The sequence below is a fragment of the Nocardia tengchongensis genome, assembly GCF_054781395.1.
This window is the reverse complement of record NZ_BAAGUM010000006.1, coordinates 1,728,705-1,744,337: the sequence shown is the minus strand read 5'-3', so window position 1 is coordinate 1,744,337 and position 15,633 is coordinate 1,728,705. Positions and strand designations below refer to the sequence as shown.

Annotated in this window: 15 protein-coding genes; 5 read left to right on the top strand and 10 right to left on the bottom strand. The window is 68.5% G+C overall.

The window, feature by feature from the left end:
- Positions 1–149 precede the first annotated feature (149 nt).
- Positions 150–1,784 (bottom strand): GMC family oxidoreductase, encoded by a 1,635-nt coding sequence (locus ACYVKL_RS19035; RefSeq protein ID WP_379165064.1) that lies wholly within the window; start codon positions 1,782–1,784, stop codon positions 150–152.
- 205 nt (positions 1,785–1,989) lie between these two features.
- On the opposite strand from ACYVKL_RS19035, the gene ACYVKL_RS19030 reads away from it, so the two are divergent.
- Both ACYVKL_RS19030 and ACYVKL_RS19025 read left to right on the top strand, forming a co-directional pair.
- Entirely contained in the window at positions 1,990–3,222 is a 1,233-nt protein-coding gene (locus ACYVKL_RS19030; RefSeq protein ID WP_357190062.1) for a cytochrome P450, read from the top strand.
- A 62-nt stretch (positions 3,223–3,284) separates the two neighbouring features.
- On the top strand, positions 3,285–3,749 hold the full coding sequence (locus ACYVKL_RS19025; RefSeq protein WP_246598590.1) for a glutathione peroxidase: 465 nt from the start codon (positions 3,285–3,287) through the stop codon (positions 3,747–3,749).
- On the opposite strand, the gene ACYVKL_RS19020 is transcribed toward ACYVKL_RS19025, so the two are convergent.
- A complete protein-coding gene (locus ACYVKL_RS19020) occupies positions 3,750–5,114 on the bottom strand; it encodes a cytochrome P450 (protein WP_379165061.1) in 1,365 nt (454 codons plus the stop codon).
- Positions 5,115–5,220: 106 nt separating this feature from the next.
- Positions 5,221–5,784 carry a TetR/AcrR family transcriptional regulator gene (locus ACYVKL_RS19015; protein WP_379165786.1) on the bottom strand — a complete coding sequence of 188 codons (564 nt, stop codon included), beginning with the start codon at positions 5,782–5,784 and terminating at the stop codon, positions 5,221–5,223.
- Between the two features lie 119 nt (positions 5,785–5,903).
- Here ACYVKL_RS19015 and ACYVKL_RS19010 point away from each other — a divergent pair, with 119 nt between their 5' ends.
- Positions 5,904–6,317 (top strand): hypothetical protein, encoded by a 414-nt coding sequence (locus tag ACYVKL_RS19010; RefSeq protein ID WP_379165059.1) that lies wholly within the window; start codon positions 5,904–5,906, stop codon positions 6,315–6,317.
- On the opposite strand, the gene ACYVKL_RS19005 is transcribed toward ACYVKL_RS19010, so the two are convergent.
- The 7 genes from ACYVKL_RS19005 to ACYVKL_RS18975 form a co-directional block, all read right to left on the bottom strand.
- Complete coding sequence (locus ACYVKL_RS19005; protein WP_379165057.1) at positions 6,314–7,372, bottom strand: hypothetical protein; 1,059 nt, start codon at positions 7,370–7,372, stop codon at positions 6,314–6,316. The two genes, ACYVKL_RS19010 and ACYVKL_RS19005, sit on opposite strands and share 4 nt — an antisense overlap.
- Before the next feature lie 105 nt (positions 7,373–7,477).
- A complete protein-coding gene (locus ACYVKL_RS19000) occupies positions 7,478–8,344 on the bottom strand; it encodes an LLM class F420-dependent oxidoreductase (protein ID WP_379165055.1) in 867 nt (288 codons plus the stop codon).
- A gap of 15 nt (positions 8,345–8,359) precedes the next feature.
- The gene (locus ACYVKL_RS18995; RefSeq protein WP_379165053.1) at positions 8,360–9,832 is read right to left on the bottom strand and encodes an FAD-dependent oxidoreductase; all 1,473 of its coding nucleotides are present in this window, start codon (positions 9,830–9,832) and stop codon (positions 8,360–8,362) included.
- Between the two features lie 33 nt (positions 9,833–9,865).
- Positions 9,866–10,192 carry a carboxymuconolactone decarboxylase family protein gene (locus ACYVKL_RS18990; RefSeq protein ID WP_379165785.1) on the bottom strand — a complete coding sequence of 109 codons (327 nt, stop codon included), beginning with the start codon at positions 10,190–10,192 and terminating at the stop codon, positions 9,866–9,868.
- Positions 10,193–10,287: 95 nt separating this feature from the next.
- A complete protein-coding gene (locus tag ACYVKL_RS18985) occupies positions 10,288–11,166 on the bottom strand; it encodes an NAD(P)-dependent oxidoreductase (protein WP_379165051.1) in 879 nt (292 codons plus the stop codon).
- Entirely contained in the window at positions 11,163–11,915 is a 753-nt protein-coding gene (locus tag ACYVKL_RS18980; protein ID WP_213558936.1) for an SDR family oxidoreductase, read from the bottom strand. Before ACYVKL_RS18980 ends, ACYVKL_RS18985 begins: the two co-directional genes overlap by 4 nt.
- Positions 11,916–11,926: 11 nt before the next feature.
- Positions 11,927–13,399 carry an aldehyde dehydrogenase gene (locus ACYVKL_RS18975; protein ID WP_379165049.1) on the bottom strand — a complete coding sequence of 491 codons (1,473 nt, stop codon included), beginning with the start codon at positions 13,397–13,399 and terminating at the stop codon, positions 11,927–11,929.
- Positions 13,400–13,631: 232 nt separating this feature from the next.
- Here ACYVKL_RS18975 and ACYVKL_RS18970 point away from each other — a divergent pair, with 232 nt between their 5' ends.
- Both ACYVKL_RS18970 and ACYVKL_RS18965 read left to right on the top strand, forming a co-directional pair.
- The gene (locus tag ACYVKL_RS18970; protein ID WP_379165047.1) at positions 13,632–14,837 is read left to right on the top strand and encodes a cytochrome P450; all 1,206 of its coding nucleotides are present in this window, start codon (positions 13,632–13,634) and stop codon (positions 14,835–14,837) included.
- Positions 14,838–15,632, top strand: coding sequence for an SDR family oxidoreductase (locus ACYVKL_RS18965; RefSeq protein ID WP_379165045.1), 795 nt, complete (start codon positions 14,838–14,840; stop codon positions 15,630–15,632).
- Position 15,633 lies beyond the last annotated feature (1 nt).

Sequence of the window (15,633 nt, the reverse complement as noted above, 5' to 3'; positions counted from 1 at the left end):
CACCGCGGACTCCTCGGGAAAAAGAGAACAGCCCCGGGCCGAGAGGTAGGAGGCCCGGGGCTGTTCCGGATCAGCGATGGTCGTGTGCCGCTGACCCGCGCGTCGGAGCTACCAGGGAAGTAGCAGTCTCCGGCACGGCTTGGTGGGGATTACTGGCCGGCGAGGATGAACTCCGCGGCCTTCTCGCCGATCATGTAGCTCGGCGCGTTGGTGTTGCCACCGGTGATGCTGGGCATGATCGAGGCGTCGGCGACGCGCAGGCCCTCGATGCCGTGCACCTTCAGGGTCGGGTCGACGACCGCGCGCTCGTCCACGCCCATGCGGCAGGTGCCGACCGGGTGGTAGATGGAGTGCACGCGGTTGGGCAGCTCGCGGCGCAGCGCGGTGTCGTCCGCGAACTGCTTGCCGGGGAAGAAGTTCTCGGTCCAGTCGCCCGCGATGCTCTTGTGCGACATGACATCCTGGATCATCTTGATGCCCTCGACCAGGAACTCGGTGTCCCACGGGTCGGTCAGGTAGCCCGGGTCGATGAGCGGCGCGGCGAACGGGTCGTTCGAGGCCAGCTTCATCTCGCCGCGGCTCTTCGGGTAGATGAGCGACGGCATGATGGTGAAGGCCGGGCGCCGGTCCACCAGGTGCAGCTTGTCGGCGTCCTGGTTGGGCGTCGGGTAGCTCCACGGCAGGGTGTGGATCTGCAGGTCCGGGTGGTCGCCCTCGGCGAACTTGGTCTTGACGAAGCCGGCGGCCTCGAAGACCGTGCGGCCCATGAAGGAGCTACCCGGGTTGCGCATCTCCTTGAGGATGCCGCGCGCGAAGTAGGTCGGGATGCCGCGGTGGATGGCCTTCTTGGACACGAAGGTCATCGGCACGAAGAGGTGGTCGTGCAGGTTCTGGCCGACCGGCAGGTCCGCGACCACGTCGATGCCGTGCTCGCGCAGCTGCGCGGCCGGGCCGATGCCCGAGAGCATGAGCAGCTGCGGGGAGCCGATCACACCACCGGAGACGATGACCTCCTTGGCGGCCTTCACGATCCGGCGGGTGCCGTTCTTCTCGGCGATCTCGACGCCGGTGGCGCGGCCGTTCTCGATCACGACGCGGGTGGCGTGCACGTGCGTCAGCACGGTCAGCTCCGAGTTCGGCATGTTGGTGATGAAGCCGCGCGAGGAGCTGTAGCGCACGCCGTCTTTCACGCTCTGCTGGAAGATCGACAGACCCTCCTGCGACTCGCCGTTGTAGTCCTTGATGATCGGCGCGCCGAGGGTCTCGGAGGCGGCGGTCATGAACTCTTCGGCAATGGGGGTGATCTCGCGGGGGCGGGTCACCTCGATCGGGCCGCCGGTGGCGCGGTAGTCGTCCGCACCGTCGACCCAGTTCTCCAGCCGCTTGTAGGCGGGCAGGACCTCGTCGTAGCTCCAGCCCTTGTTGCCCTCGGCGGCCCAGGAGTCGAAGTTGGCCTTGTTGCCGCGCACGTAGAGCATGCCGTTGACCGAGGACGAGCCGCCGAGCACCTTGCCGCGGGTCATCGGGATCTTGCGGTCGTTGGCGTGCTTCTGCGGGACCGAGTACTGCTTCCAGGTCACCAGCTTCTTCAGCTGCGGGACGGTGTGAACCATCGAGATCATGCCGGGCCGGGTGACGAGCTGGGTGTTGTCCTTGCGCCCGGCCTCCAGCAGAATCACGCTCGCGCCGGACTGGGCGAGCCGCCCGGCCAGAACCGCGCCGGCGCTGCCCGCGCCAACGACGACGTAATCGGCTTCGGACGTGGAGCCCGGGGAAGCGGTCATATCAGTTACCTCATCTTCGAGTGTGCCTGGCATCACTGTAGAACAGGTTCTAGTCTGCCGACTCGGTGGACATGCTGTCCAGTCCCAAGATCGACTTCGGCTCGGAGGCCGGAAACCCTGCCCAGGCACAGGTCGGCATGGTTAAATTCCTGTGAAACACGTTCCAATTTCGTGATCATAGCGGCACCCTGCCGAAGGAGGAACAGTGTCTGTTCCGTCACTGCCCGCCGGCTTCGATTTCACCGATCCCGCGCTCTGGGCCGACCGTAGTCCGGTCGCCGAATTCGCCCAGCTGCGACGCACCGCGCCCGTCTGGTGGAACGCGCAGACCCCCGCCCAGGCCGCGCCCATGGACGACGACGGATACTGGGTGATCTCCCGGCACGAGGACGTCAAGGAGATCTCCCGGCGGCCCGAACTCTGGTCCTCCAACCGCAAGGGCTCGATCATCCGGATGCCCGCCGACTCCGAACCCGAACAGCTCGAGCTCGGTCGCGAAGCGCTGCTGGTGAACATGGATCCGCCCAAACACACCAAGATCCGGCGCATCGTGTCCAAAGGCTTCACCCCGCGCGCCGTCGAGGGACTGCGGGCCGCGCTGACCGAACGCGCGGAAAAGATTGTGCGAGAGGCGAAAGCGGCCGGCAGCGGCGATTTCGTGCAGCAGGTGGCGTGCGAACTGCCGCTGCAGGCCATCGCCGAACTGCTCGGGGTGCCGCAGGACGACCGGTACAAGCTGTTCACCTGGTCCAACCAGCTGATGAACTACGACGACCCGGAATTCGCGGGTCAGAATATGGCCGCCAACGCCGAACTGCTCGGCTACGCCTACAACATGGCCGAACAACGCCGCGCCTGCCCGGCCGGCGATATCGTCAGCCAGCTGGTGAATGCCGACGTCGACGGCGAGGCGCTGGGGTCGGACGAATTCGGATTCTTCGTCATCCTGTTGTCGGTCGCGGGCAACGAGACCACCCGCAATGCCATCGCGCACGGCATGAAGGCCATGGTCGACAACCCCGAGCAGTGGGAGCTGTACAAGCAGCGCCGCCCGCACACCGCGCCCGACGAGATCGTGCGCTGGGCGACGCCGGTGACCGCCTTCCAGCGGACGGCCACCCAGGACATCGAGATCGGCGGGCAGAAGGTCCTCGAAGGGCAGCGGGTCGGGTTGTTCTACAGCTCCGCCAACTTCGACGAGGACGTCTTCGAGCGGCCCTTCGACTTCGACGTGCTGCGCGATCCCAATCCGCATGTCGGGTTCGGCGGGACGGGCACGCATTTCTGTGTGGGCGCGAACCTGGCCCGGCTGGAAATCGACCTGATGTTCAACGCCATCGCCGACGCCATGCCCGATATTCGCGAGGTCGCGCCGCCGCAGCGGCTGCGCTCCGGCTGGATCAACGGGATCAAGCATTGGCAGGTCAGCTACGCCTGAACCGGTGACCCCGCCGAACCCGTTCTATATTCGTGCTTGTGACCAATCTTCGCGAGATTCCGCTGCGCACCCTGACCGACAAGCCCACCTCGCTGGCCGAGCTGGCCGACAACCAGGTCGTGCTGCTGGTCAATGTCGCCTCCAAGTGCGGGCTCACCCCGCAGTACTCGGGCCTGGTCGAACTGCAGCAGACCTACGGGCCGCGCGGCTTCACCGTGGTCGGCGTGCCGAGCAACCAGTTCATGGGCCAGGAGCCCGGCACCGCCGAGGAGATCGCCGAATTCTGCTCGACGACCTACGGCGTGGACTTCCCGCTGCTCGAGAAGAGTGACGTGAACGGCGACGGCCGGATTCCGCTCTACACCGAGCTGACCCAGGTCGCCGACGCCGACGGCGCCGCCGGGGACATCCAGTGGAACTTCGAGAAGTTCCTGATCGGCCGCGACGGCTCGGTGCTGGGCCGTTTCCGCCCGCGCACCGAGCCCAAGGACGCGGCGATCGTCGCCGCCATCGAGGCCGCGCTCTAGTCAGTCCTGTGACGGCCGGGCGCGGCGGCGGTACCGCACCGCGCACGGCTGTTCCAGCTGCACCACCATCTTCGAGTGGTCGTTGCGGTAGCTCTCGGACGGCTGGGCCAGCTCGAATTCCCAGTCCCGCAACAGGATCGAGAAGATCGCCTTCAACTGCATGAGCGCGAAGGCCGCGCCCACGCAGCGGTGCCGGCCCGCGCCGAACGGGATCCAGTTCCAGCGGTTGGCCAGATCCTCCTGATTCGGGTCCAGATAGCGGCCCGGATCGAAGTGCTCCGGATTCGGGAAGGCCTCCGGAATCCGGTTGGAGACAGCGGGACTCGCCGCCACCAGGTCGCCCGGATCGATGCGGTGGCCGCACACCTCGAACTCCTCGCGCGCCACCCGCATCAGGATGATGAGCGGCGGGTGCAGGCGCAGCGCCTCCTTCAGTACCGCCTCCAGATTCGGAATCTGGCGCAGCGCATGGAAACTCACGTCCGCGCCGTCGGCGTAGAGGGTGTCCAGCTCGGTGACGACCTGCCCGAGCACCTCGGGGTGCCGGAGCAATTCGATGATGGTCCACGCGGCCGTTCCGGACGTGGTGTGGTGCCCGGCGAACATCATCGAGATGAAGATGCCGGTGACCTCGCTGGCCGAGAAGCGCGGCCGGCCCTGCTCGTCGCGGACCGACACCAGCACGTCGAGCATGTCCCGATCGTCCTTGCCGGTCGGGGGATCGGCCATCCGCCCGGCCATGATGTGGCGGACCAGTTTGACCAGCTGATGGCGGGCCTCGTCGCGGCGGCGGAAGCTCTCGATGTCGGCGTGCGGGTCCACGTAGCAGTAGGCGTCGGTGCCGCGCTCCAGCTCGTGGTACAGGTGCGCGAAGCGGTCGTCGAGTTCCTCGCGGAACTTGGTTCCGATCAGGCAGGCCGAGGACGTGTAAATGGTGAGTTCGGCGAAGAATTCGAGGAGATCGATCTCGCCTTCGTCGCCCCAGCGGGCCAGCATGCGCTCCACCTCGCGGGCGATGGTGGTGGCATGGCCGCGCATCTGCTCGGCGCGCAGTGCGGTGTTGTGCAGCATTTCCTTGCGCCGTTCGGGTGGCGCGTCGAAGACCACGCCCTCGCCGAAGATCGGTTTCATGAACGGATATGCCGCGGCCTGATCGAGTTCGTCGTCGCTCGCGCGGAAGAAGAACTCGTTGGCCTGCGCGCCGGTCAGCAGGATGACGTCGCGATCCGCCAATCGGAACGAGCCGATATCGCCGCATTCCTCGCGCACCCGTGCCATCAGGGCGATGGGATCGGTGCGGAATTCCTCGAGGTGGCCGTGCTCATGCTCGCCACCGGATACCGCGCGCGGTTTGACCAGGGTCATCTGTGACCTCCCGGGTAGACACCTGTCCAGACGGTACTACGGAAGGGATTACGCAGCAAGGGATCTCGCGGATTCGCGCGAAATCAGGGAATGGTGGATCGGATTATCAGCCGCGCAGCACGCGCAGCGCGGATTTCTTCATCAGGTCGGCCATTTCGGCATAGGACGCATAGCCCATGCCCGCGCGCACCAATGCGCCCGCGTAGATCATTTCGAGGGTTTCCACGGTTTCGGGATCCGAGTCCGCGCCCAGTGCGTCGATCAATCGCTGGCGGATCTCGCCGCCGATGCGGAGCCGCAGATGCGCCACGTCCGGGTCGGTGCCGAGCAGCGCGGCGGTCACCGCGCCGGCCAGCGTGGGCTCGTCGGCCAGCAGCAGGGCGATCTGCCGCAGCACCTCCAGGACCCGTTCGGTCGAATCCTTCTCGTCGCCCGACGGCGCCTCCGTTGCCGCGAGGCGTCGCCAGAACATCTCCGCGACCAGGTGTTCCTTCGAGGAGAAGTAGGTGTAGGCGGTGGCCGTGCCGACCCCGGCCTGGGCCGCGACCATTCGCACGGTCAGCCCCGAGAACCCTTCGCGCGAGAGCACGTCCATGGCCGCCCGGGTCAGCTTGTCCACGGTGTCGGCCTGCTTCTCGGTGAGCCGTCGGCGCGTGGCCTCCATGTTCACCGCTGAGCGGGCGGAAGGGTTATCAGACACGTGTCCGGATGCTACTATGGCTCGGCCCTCCGAGCAACTCGCGGTATGCGCGTTCGGTATGAATGGGTGCGCCCCAGAAAGGCTTTCGAATGCTGCCCGTCGCGCTCTCCGCCGCCCCGCGGGAATTGCCTGAACTCATCGAGCAATTCGACCGGACGCTGCCTTCCGGCGAAGCCGAAGCGTTGTCCGAGGCGGCCCGCACGTACGCCGGCAAAGGCGCGATTCTGGAAATCACCGCCGGTCCCGCGGACTCCGCCGACGCGTACGCCGACGCGGTCCGCGCCTGGCGCACCCCCTTGCGGCTGCTCCTGATCACCACCCCGGACGCCGCTGCCGCCTACCGCGCCTACGGCGACTGGTCCCACTGGGTCGCCGGCGGCGGCCTGCTCGCCCTGCGCGATGCCGAGGACCTCTACCGCCGGGCCGCGGCCACCGGAAAATTCCGCACCCTCGCCACCGCCGGGTCCCTGCGGATACTCCAGCGCATCGCCGCCTGCAATTAGCGGCTCGCGGCCACCTCCGCGTTCAGGGCGTGGATGTAGGCGATCACGGAGTCCGGGAACAGTTCCCGCGGGTACACGCCGCCGTCGATGCCGGCGAGTTCGACGACGCCGTCCTCGACGACGATGTTCTTGATCCATTCGTACTGGATCCTGGTCCGGAGGCTGCCGACATGGAGGTCGGCAGCCTCCGGTCCGAAGCGGGCCGCGAATGCCGTCCCCGGCGGAAACCGCTGCGCCAGTAGCCTTTCGCGCTTGTTCCGGTCGATGACATACGCGATGGAGAAGCCGGTGGCGAGCACGAGGATGCCCGCGGCGGCGGGCGGCACCGCCGCCCCACCGCGGATCAGGTACAGCGCGGCCAGGTAGATCGCCGCGAGCACGGTGAACACGATCGCCCGGCGGACGCGATACCTCCGGGCGGGCACCCTGACCAGCCGTGAGGTGGTGCCGGGCTCCACGAAGTAGACGGTCGTCGGTTCGGTGAGCGATGGAATCGGCGGGAGCGCGGGGAGGCCGGAATCCGTGGACGCGGCCGGGGTGGTACCCGGCGCGGGAGCCACCAAGAGTTCGAGTGTGTTGTCGGGGAACAACTCTCGGGGATAGGTGTGATAGTGCCAGCCCTCGCGGAAGGTGACCGCCTCGGTCGTCACCGCGAGGTCGCGGATGCTCGCGTAGCGGATGCGGCGGTGCGAGTCGGCGCCCAGCTGGATGTCGAAGGCATCCGGGCCGAATCGGGTCGCCATCACCGTGCCCGGCGCGGCCACCGAGGAGAACATCGCGAAGGTGCGGGCGGGATCGGAATTCCAGCGGCGCCGGTAGACGCCGACCAGCGCGGCGCACGCCGCCAGCCCGATCAGCAGTCCGCTCAGCGACCACAGCGAATACAGCACGCCCGCCGTGATCAGCCAGCGCAAGGCATTGCGGCGGCGGCGGTGCGAATGGCGCGGCACCCAGTCGAGGGTCGCCTCGGTCAGGGCCCGCGGCGTGTCCTCGTGCGTGATGAACACCGCGTGCGGATCCGGCAAGGCGGGCATCGGCGGCAGGGGTGCGAACACGGCTCGAGCGTACGGATGTTCCGGCCTGTCCGAATCCGGCTACGTATCGGCCACTGTCACCGCCGACGGCTCCGCGACCCGCCGGGCGGCGGGTCGCGGACCGGGTCAGGCCGACGGAGCGCCGAGGCCCAGCGGGGCGAGCTTGGCGGCCAGCCGGTCCAGGTAGGCGAGGACCTCGTCGGCGGATTTGTCGGGCAGGCCGAACACGGCGTCGGTGACACCGGCCGCGGCCCAGGCCGACAACTGCTCGGGGTCGGGCTTGCCGGCCAGGGCCACCACGCGCGGCGTGCCCTCGCGACCGGCCTCCTGCCAGTGCTTCATCAGCAGGGTGGTGGACGCGGAGACGTCGGACTCGTAGGGCGTGGTGATCCAGCCGTCGCCCGACCGCGCGATCCACTTGAAGGTCTTCTCGGTGCCGCCCGCGCCGATCAGCAGCGGGATGTGCGACTGGACCGGCTTGGGCCAGGCCCAGCTGGGGCCGAAGGAGATGAATTCGCCGCTGTAGGCGGCTTCTTCCTCGGTCCACAGGGTCCGCATGGCCTCCATGTACTCGCGCAGCACGGTGCGGCGCTTGTTGCCGGGGACGCCGTGGTCGGTGAGTTCGTCGGTGTTCCAGCCGAATCCGGCGCCGATGGTGACCCGGCCGCCGGACAGGTGGTCCAGGGTGGCGATGGTCTTGGCGAGGGTGATCGGGTCGCTCTCGGTGGGCAGCGCCACCGCGGTGGACAGCTCGATGCGGGAGGTGACCGCGGCGGCCGTGCCCAGCGCCACCCACGGGTCGAGGGTGCGCGTGTAGCGGTCGTCGGGGAGCTCCGAGGTGCCGGTGTGCGGGTGGGCGGCGTCGCGCCGGATCGGAATGTGGGTGTGCTCGGGCACGTAGAAGGAGTCGAAGCCGCGCTCCTCGGCGGCCCTGGCGGCGTCCGCGGGCGTGATGCCCCGGTCGCTGGTGAAGAGAACGATACCGAAACGCATGGGGGACAGGTCCTTTCAGAGCTGCTTGGCAGCGGAGACGCCGGCGCGGCGGCCGAAGAAGCTGCCGTCGCCGAGGGAACAACCGGAGGCGTATCCGCCGGCGCAGATGCCGGAAGTGACGCGACCCGCGGCGTACAGGCCGGGGATCGGTTCGCCGGAGACGTGCAGCACCCGCGAGTCCAGGTCGGTGCGCAGGCCGCCCAGGGTGAAACCGCCGGTGTAGCCGCGCAGGTCGTAGGCGCCCAGCGGGGTGCGGATGGGCTTGACCCACTCGGTCTTCTTGTTCAGGAACGGATCCGAGCCCTGCTCCGCGTGGTGGTTGTAGAGGTCGATGGTCGACTGGAGCGTGTGCTCGGGCAGCCCCATCTCGCTCTCCAGCTCCGCGACCGTCTCCGCGACCCAGGTCGGCGCGATGCGCAGGAACGACATGGACGACTTGGTCTCCATCGCCTCCTCCAGCGCGAGCTCGTCGATCACCAGGTACGCCTTGTTGTCCTGATCCTGCAGCACGGCCTGACCCATGCGCCCGGGGTAGGTGTCCTCGGTGATGAACCGCTGCCCGTGCCCGTTCACCAGGATGCCGCGCGCCACCAGCTGCGGGTCCACCACCAGCGCCACCTCGGTGGCGTCCATGTGGGCGAGGTCCGCGCCGAGCGCCTGCGCGACCCGGATGCCGATGCCGTCGTGCTCCTCGACCGTGGCGGCCGGGCGGCCGGCGATCTTGGGCGCGAACTGTTCCACCATCTCGTGGTTGTAGGCGAAGCTGCCGGTGGCCAGCACCACGCCGCGCTCGGCGCGTACGTGCACCGGCTTGCCGTAGCGGGTGGCCGCGACGCCGACCACGCGCCCGGTCTCGTCGACGATCAGCCGCCGCAGGCGCACATCGTATTCGTGGCGCACGCCCAGCTTTTCGGCCTGCTCGGCGAGCGGCTCCATCAGCATGTAGCCGCCGCCCTTCTCACCCAGCTTCTTGTCCTTGGTCCAGGCCAGGTGGCCGCGCGGGGCGGGTGGGATCTTGTCCTTGAACGGCGCCGCGTTCTCGCCGCCGGAGAACATCAGGCCCTCGTCGGCGGGCGGCTCGTAGCCGGGTTCGCCCCAGAACACCTCGTTGAACGGGACACCCTGCGCGACCAGCCAATCGAAGTGCTCGACGCTGCCCTGGCAGTAGTCGTGGATCTTGGCCTTGTCGACGCCGGGGCCCAGCGCCGCGGTGAGGAACGCCTCCATGTTCTCGGCGGTGTCCTCGAAGCCCAGCTTCCGCTGGAGCGCCGTGCCACCGCCGAGATAGATGAAGCCGCCGGACATGGCGGCCGCGCCGCCCCAGCCGCCGGTGCGTTCCAGCACCAGGACATCGGCCCCGGAGCGGGCGGCCTCTAGGGACGCGCACACCCCGGCGATGCCGAATCCGACGACCACGACGTCGGCCTGGTAGTCCCAGGTCTCGACCTCACTGGCCAGAAGCGGCCGGACGCTTGCGGTTTCCACCATTGTCTCTGTATTCCTCACTGCGGGTTGGGATTACTACTGCTTCTTGTCTTTGGCGAGCGTCTTGCGAACGGCGCCGTCGAGTTTGGTCGCGCTCGGCCAGCCCACGTAGTGGGCCAGGAACACGGTGATCTCGCGCAGCTGACCGGCGTCGAGCTCACCGTTGCGCAGGGCCGCGCCCACCTGGATCTCGAGGATGTCCGCATGCCCCTGCGCGGTGATCGCGCCGAGCAACAGCAGGCGCCGGTCACGCATGGAGAGGCCGGGCCGGTTCCAGATATCCGCGAAGAGATGGTCGGCGGTGACCTCGAAGAACGGGTCGCCGGAGAAGTTCGGCAGATCGAAGCCGTACACCTCCGACATCTTCTTCAGGCCCCGCTGACGCTGCTCGGAAGGCTGTTGGTCGGGCCCGCCCGTCGCCCCACCGCCGCCCCCAACGGAATCGCTACGCGATGCATTCATTTCTGCTCCTTCGCAATGGATCCGGGACCCACGCCGAGTCCGTCTCCCAAGTTGTGCAATGCCTGCCGCGCCAGCGGTAGGTCGAGATCCAACCGGCCCGCCAGATCCAGGGCCAAGGACAGGTCCTTCTCACCGAGATCACGCACATGGCCGAGGATGGGGAACCAGAAATCGGCCGCCTCGACCGGCGCGGTGGTCTTGCGCAGCATGATCGCGCCCGGCCCGCCGGTATGCGAGTCGGAATGCCGGACCACCTTGCCGAGCGCGGAGATGTCCAGTCCGGCGGCCTCCGCCAGCCGCTGCGCCTCCGACGCCGCGGTGAAGGCGACGAAGTGGAGCAGGTTGCGCGCCAGCTTCATTCGAGTGCCGGAACCGACCTCGCCGGCGTGGATGACGAGCGATCCGAAACGCCCGAACGGCTCCCGCACGGCCTCGAAGGCGGCGGTGCTGCCGCCCACCATCACCGCGAGCGCGCCCTTCTGGGCGGCGGGGGCGCCACCGCTGATCGGCGCATCCACGAATTCCACTCCGTGCGCGGCGCATTCGGCGCCGAGCTCGACGGCGGTGCGGTCGGAGATGGTGGAGTGCACGGCGATCACGGTGCCGGGCTTCGCCGTCCGGAGCAGTCCGTCGGGGCCGGTCACCACCGTGCGGACCTGCTCGTCGTCGAGGACGACGACCGAGATGACGCGGCAGCGTTCGGCCAGGTCGGCGGCGGTGGCGGCGGCTGTCGCCCCCGCATCGGTGAAGGGCTGCAACGCATCCGCGCGCATGTCGCACACCACCAGCCCGCCCGGCCAGTCCACCAGCCGCTGCGCCATGGGGGCGCCCATATTGCCGAGTCCGATGAACCCGATCGAGATGTCGTCGCTCATGGCCGGAACACCTGCCCGCCATCGACATTCAGCACCTGACCGGTGACCCAGGCGGCATCGTCGGACAGCAGGTACAGGCACGCCCCGACCATGTCCTCGGTGGTGCCCAGGCGCTTGAGCGCCATCTGCTTCACCAGCTGATCCACGAACTGCTCGGGCACGATGCTGCGGGTGGCCTCGGTGTCGGTGGGTCCGGGCGCGATGGCGTTGACCCGAATCTTGGAGTGCCCCAGCTCATGTGCGAGCTGCTGGGTGAGGCTGTTGATCCCGGCCTTGGCCAGCCCGTAGAACCCGGAGTAGGTCCAGGCGGCGGTGGACGACTGGTTCACGATGGACCCGCCGCCCGCCTTCGCGATGTGCTTGTAGACCGCCCGAGTCACGTTCAGCGCGCCGTCGAGATTCACGCCCATGAACTTCTTGTAGTAGTCCCACGGCACGGATACCAGCAGGTCGAGCTTCATGTCGCCGTAGATGGCGGCATTGTTGACCAGGTGGTTGATGCCGCCGAACTCGGCGACGGTGAACTCGGCCAGCGCCTTGGCGGACTCCGGATCGGCCACGTCGACCGGCGCGAAGACCGCGACCCCGCCGTCGGCGGTGATCTCCTTGGCGGTGGCTTCGCCCAGTTCGCTGTTGAGGTCGGCGACAACGACTTTCGCGCCCTCGGCGGCCAGCGCCTTCGCGTACGCCGCCCCGATGCCGCGCGCGGCGCCGGTGACGATGATCGACCTGTCGGTGAATCGGCTCATGTCAGTACTCCTCAGACGCCGGTCGCGATGAGTTTGGTCTCGGTGTATTCCTCGAAGCCGAGGACGCCCATTTCCCGGCCCACGCCGGACTGCTTGTAGCCGCCGAAGGGCGCGTCGGCCGAATACCAGATGCCGCCGTTGACGCTGAGCGTCCCGGTGCGTACGCCGTTCACGACGGCGCGCAGCCGCTCGGGATCGCTGCCCCACACCGTGCCGGACAGGCCGTAGGGGGAATCGTTGGCGATGCGGACGGCATCGGCGTCACCGTCGTGCGGGATGACGGTGAGGACGGGCCCGAAGATCTCCTCCTGGGCCACGGTCGAGCTGTTGGGCAGCCCGGTGATCAGGGTCGGCTCGACGAACCAGCCGCGCTCGCGGTCCGGACGCCCGCCGCCGGTGACGATGGTGCCGCCCTCGGCGCGCGCGATCTCGAGGTAGCGCTCGATGCGCGCCCGCTGGCGTTCGGAAATGACGGGGCCGCAGACGGTTCCGGGTTTGGCGGGGTCGCCGGGCCGGATGTTCGCCATGGTGCGCGCGGCCGCTTCGACGGCCTGATCGTGCAGTTCGCGCGGCACCAGCAGCCGGGTGCTGATGGCGCAGCCCTGGCCCGCGTGCACGCACACCCCGAAGGCGGCGTAACTGGCGGCGGCCGCGATATCCGCGTCGTCCAGCACGATGAACGCCGACTTGCCGCCCAGCTCGAGGAACACCTTCTTCAAAGACGCTGCCGCCGCGGTCATCACGGCCTTGCCGGTCTGCGTGGATCCGGTGAACGAGATCATGTCCACCCGCGGGTCGGTGACCAGCTGGGTGCCGAGGCCGTGATCGTCGGAGGTGACGATATTGACCACCCCGGCCGGAATGTCGGTCTCCTCGGCGATGATCCGGCCCACGGCGGCCGCACACCACGGGGTGTCGGGTGCGGGCTTGAGCACCACGGTGTTGCCGGCGGCCAGCGCCGGACCCAGCTTGGCGAAGTTGATCTGATGCGGGAAGTTCCAGGGCGTGATCGCGCCGACCACGCCGATGGGTTCGCGCCGCAGCCGGCGCGAGCTCTTGATCCCCATGGGCGCTGCGACCCCGAGATCGGTTTCCCACGCGTAGTTCTCGGCGAGGTCGGCGAAGTAGCCGAGATCCCCGACCGGGCCCTCCAGCTGCGGTCCGCTGGTGAGCATGCGGGGTGCGCCCGCCTCGGCGATGGTGATCTCGCGCAGTTCCTCGATGTGCCCGCGCAGCGCGTCCCGCAGCTGCCGCAGGCAGGTCGCGCGGAAACTCGGATCGCGGGACCAGTCGGTGGTGTCGAAGGCCGTGCGGGCCGCGGCGATGGCCGCGTCCATATCGGCGGAGTCGGCATTGGCGGCGTAGCCGAGGGGTTCCCCGGTGGCCGGGTCGGCGGTGGTGAACACACCGCCCCCGCCGGGCGTCAGCTTGCCGCCGATCAGCAGCTGCGAACCGCCGTCGGGGACGAGATCGCTCGGGCTCATAGGTAGCTCCCATGCTGTCCGGACACGTGTACGGACTATAGGTTCGCGGCTCGGAAACGCGCAAGAACAGGTTTCAGTTTCTGCGGTCCGGCCGATTTTCTTCGCGGGATTCCGTTGTGGCGTGATCCCGTCGCTAGTACCGTACAGACACATGTCCAGCTACGTGTCTTCGTTGCTGGAAAACGTTCATCAGAGCCGATGAACGCGTTATCGAATACGAGGTGCACCCGCCATGACCGCAGCCTCCCTAGAGCCGCTGCTGTTCGACCCCTACGACTACCGCATCCACGAGGACCCCTACCCCGTGTACCAGCGGTTGCGCACCGAGGCCCCGGTGTACCACCACCCCGAACTGGACTTCTGGGCGCTCTCCCGGCACGTCGACGTCTCCGCCGGATTCCGCGACAACGTGCGTCTCTCCAGCGCCAACGGCGTCTCCCTGGACCCCGCGGCCTGGGGCCCGCACGCCTGGCGGACCATGTCCTTCCTGGCCATGGACGACCCCCGGCACCTGCGCCTGCGCAAACTCGTCTACCAGGGCTTCACCCCCCGCCGCGTCACCGAGATGGGCGACCGGATCCGCGAGATCACCCGGCGCTACCTCGAACCCGCGCTGGCCGGTGGCGACTTCGACTGGATCGACGCGGTCGCGGGCCAGGTCCCGATGGACGTCATCTCCGAACTGCTCGGCGTCCCCGACGCCGATCGCGCCGAACTGCGCCGCCTCGCCGACCTGCTGGTGCATCGTGAGGAGGGGGTACTGGACGTGCCGATCGCGGCCATGGAGGCGGCCATGCAGCTGGCGGGCTACTACAACGAGATCCTCGCCGAGCGGAAACGCAAACGCGCCGACGATCTCACCTCCGCCCTGCTCGACGCCGAAGCCGACGGCGACCGGCTCACCGACGAGGAGATCCTCGGCTTCATGTTCCTCATGGTGGTCGCCGGCAACGAGACCACCACCAAACTGCTCGGCAACGCCCTGTACTGGGCCGGCCGCAATCCCGAGCAGTACGCCAAGGTCGCCGCCCACCCCGAACTCGTCGACGACTGGGTCGAGGAGACGCTGCGCTATGACGCCTCCAGCCAGATCCTGGCCCGGACCGCCGCCGAGGACCTCGAGTACTACGGGCAGACCATCCCGCGGGGCTCGAAGGTGCTGCTGCTCATCGGCTCCGCCAACCGCGACGACGCCGTCTTCCACGACCCGGACCGCTACGACCTCGAACGCGGCGACAAGGGCGGCCTGATCAGCTTCGGCCGCGGCGTGCACTTCTGCCTGGGCGCGCACCTGGCCCGGCTGGAAGCCTCGATCGTGCTGCGCGAGTTCGGTGCTCGCGTCAAATCTTTCGGCATCGGTGAGAGCGGAATCCAGCGTGTGCATTCGGTGAATGTGCGCGGCTTCGCTCACCTGCCCGTCTCCGTGGAGGTTCGCTGAATGGCCCGCTTCGCACCGCATCCCGCCCGCCGGCCCGCCATCGTCGCGGGCGCGTCCTCCGGCATCGGGGCCGCCACCGCGGAAGCCCTTGCCGCGCTGGGGCATCCGGTCGCCCTCGGCGCGCGCCGGGTCGAGATCTGCGAGACCCTCGCCGAGAAGATCCGCGCCGAAGGCGGTGAAGCCTTCGCCGGACGGCTGGACGTCTGCGACACCGTGTCGGTCGACGAATTCGTCAGCGCCGCCGAAGCCGCCCTCGGCCCGGCCGAGATCGTGGTCTCCGGCGCCGGCGACCTCGAGTTCGGGCAAGCCTGGGAAATGGATCCCGACCTGTTCGAATCCCAGGTCCGCGTGCACCTGGTCGGTGCGCAACGCCTCGCCCACCGGTTGCTGCCCGGCATGATCGAGCGGCAGCGCGGCGACTTCGTGGTCATCGGCTCCGACTGCGCGGTCCGGGTGCGGCCCGGCGCGGGCGCCTACAACGCCGCCAAGACCGGCGTCGAAGCCTTCGCCACCCAGCTGCGCATGGAACTGGAGGGCACCGGCGTCCGCTCGTCCATCGTGCGACCCGGCCAGACCCTCACCGGCATGGGCATGCAGGCCACCCCCGAGGTGGTCGGGCCGCTGCTGGAGAACTGGGTGAAATGGGGCTTCGCCCGGCACCCGCAATTCCTGCGGCCCTCCGACCTCGCGGCCGCCGTGTCCGCGGTCGTGTCCACCCCGCGCGGCGCGCACCTGGTGCTGGTGGAGGTCCAGCCGGAAGCGCCGCTGCGCGAACCGAACCCGGAAGGATCCTGAC

Excerpts from the sequence above, each read along its gene's own strand:
- ACYVKL_RS18995 (WP_379165053.1), bottom strand. The coding sequence starts at position 9,832 with ATGGTGGAAACCGCAAGCGTCCGGCCGCTTCTGGCCAGTGAGGTCGAG.
- ACYVKL_RS19035 (WP_379165064.1), bottom strand. The coding sequence starts at position 1,784 with ATGACCGCTTCCCCGGGCTCCACGTCCGAAGCCGATTACGTCGTCGTT.
- ACYVKL_RS18965 (WP_379165045.1), top strand. The coding sequence starts at position 14,838 with ATGGCCCGCTTCGCACCGCATCCCGCCCGCCGGCCCGCCATCGTCGCG.
- ACYVKL_RS19000 (WP_379165055.1), bottom strand. The coding sequence starts at position 8,344 with ATGCGTTTCGGTATCGTTCTCTTCACCAGCGACCGGGGCATCACGCCC.
- ACYVKL_RS18970 (WP_379165047.1), top strand. The coding sequence starts at position 13,632 with ATGACCGCAGCCTCCCTAGAGCCGCTGCTGTTCGACCCCTACGACTAC.
- ACYVKL_RS19020 (WP_379165061.1), bottom strand. The coding sequence starts at position 5,114 with ATGACCCTGGTCAAACCGCGCGCGGTATCCGGTGGCGAGCATGAGCAC.
- ACYVKL_RS18985 (WP_379165051.1), bottom strand. The coding sequence starts at position 11,166 with ATGAGCGACGACATCTCGATCGGGTTCATCGGACTCGGCAATATGGGC.
- ACYVKL_RS19010 (WP_379165059.1), top strand. The coding sequence starts at position 5,904 with ATGCTGCCCGTCGCGCTCTCCGCCGCCCCGCGGGAATTGCCTGAACTC.
- ACYVKL_RS18980 (WP_213558936.1), bottom strand. The coding sequence starts at position 11,915 with ATGAGCCGATTCACCGACAGGTCGATCATCGTCACCGGCGCCGCGCGC.
- ACYVKL_RS18975 (WP_379165049.1), bottom strand. The coding sequence starts at position 13,399 with ATGAGCCCGAGCGATCTCGTCCCCGACGGCGGTTCGCAGCTGCTGATC.
- ACYVKL_RS18990 (WP_379165785.1), bottom strand. The coding sequence starts at position 10,192 with ATGTCGGAGGTGTACGGCTTCGATCTGCCGAACTTCTCCGGCGACCCG.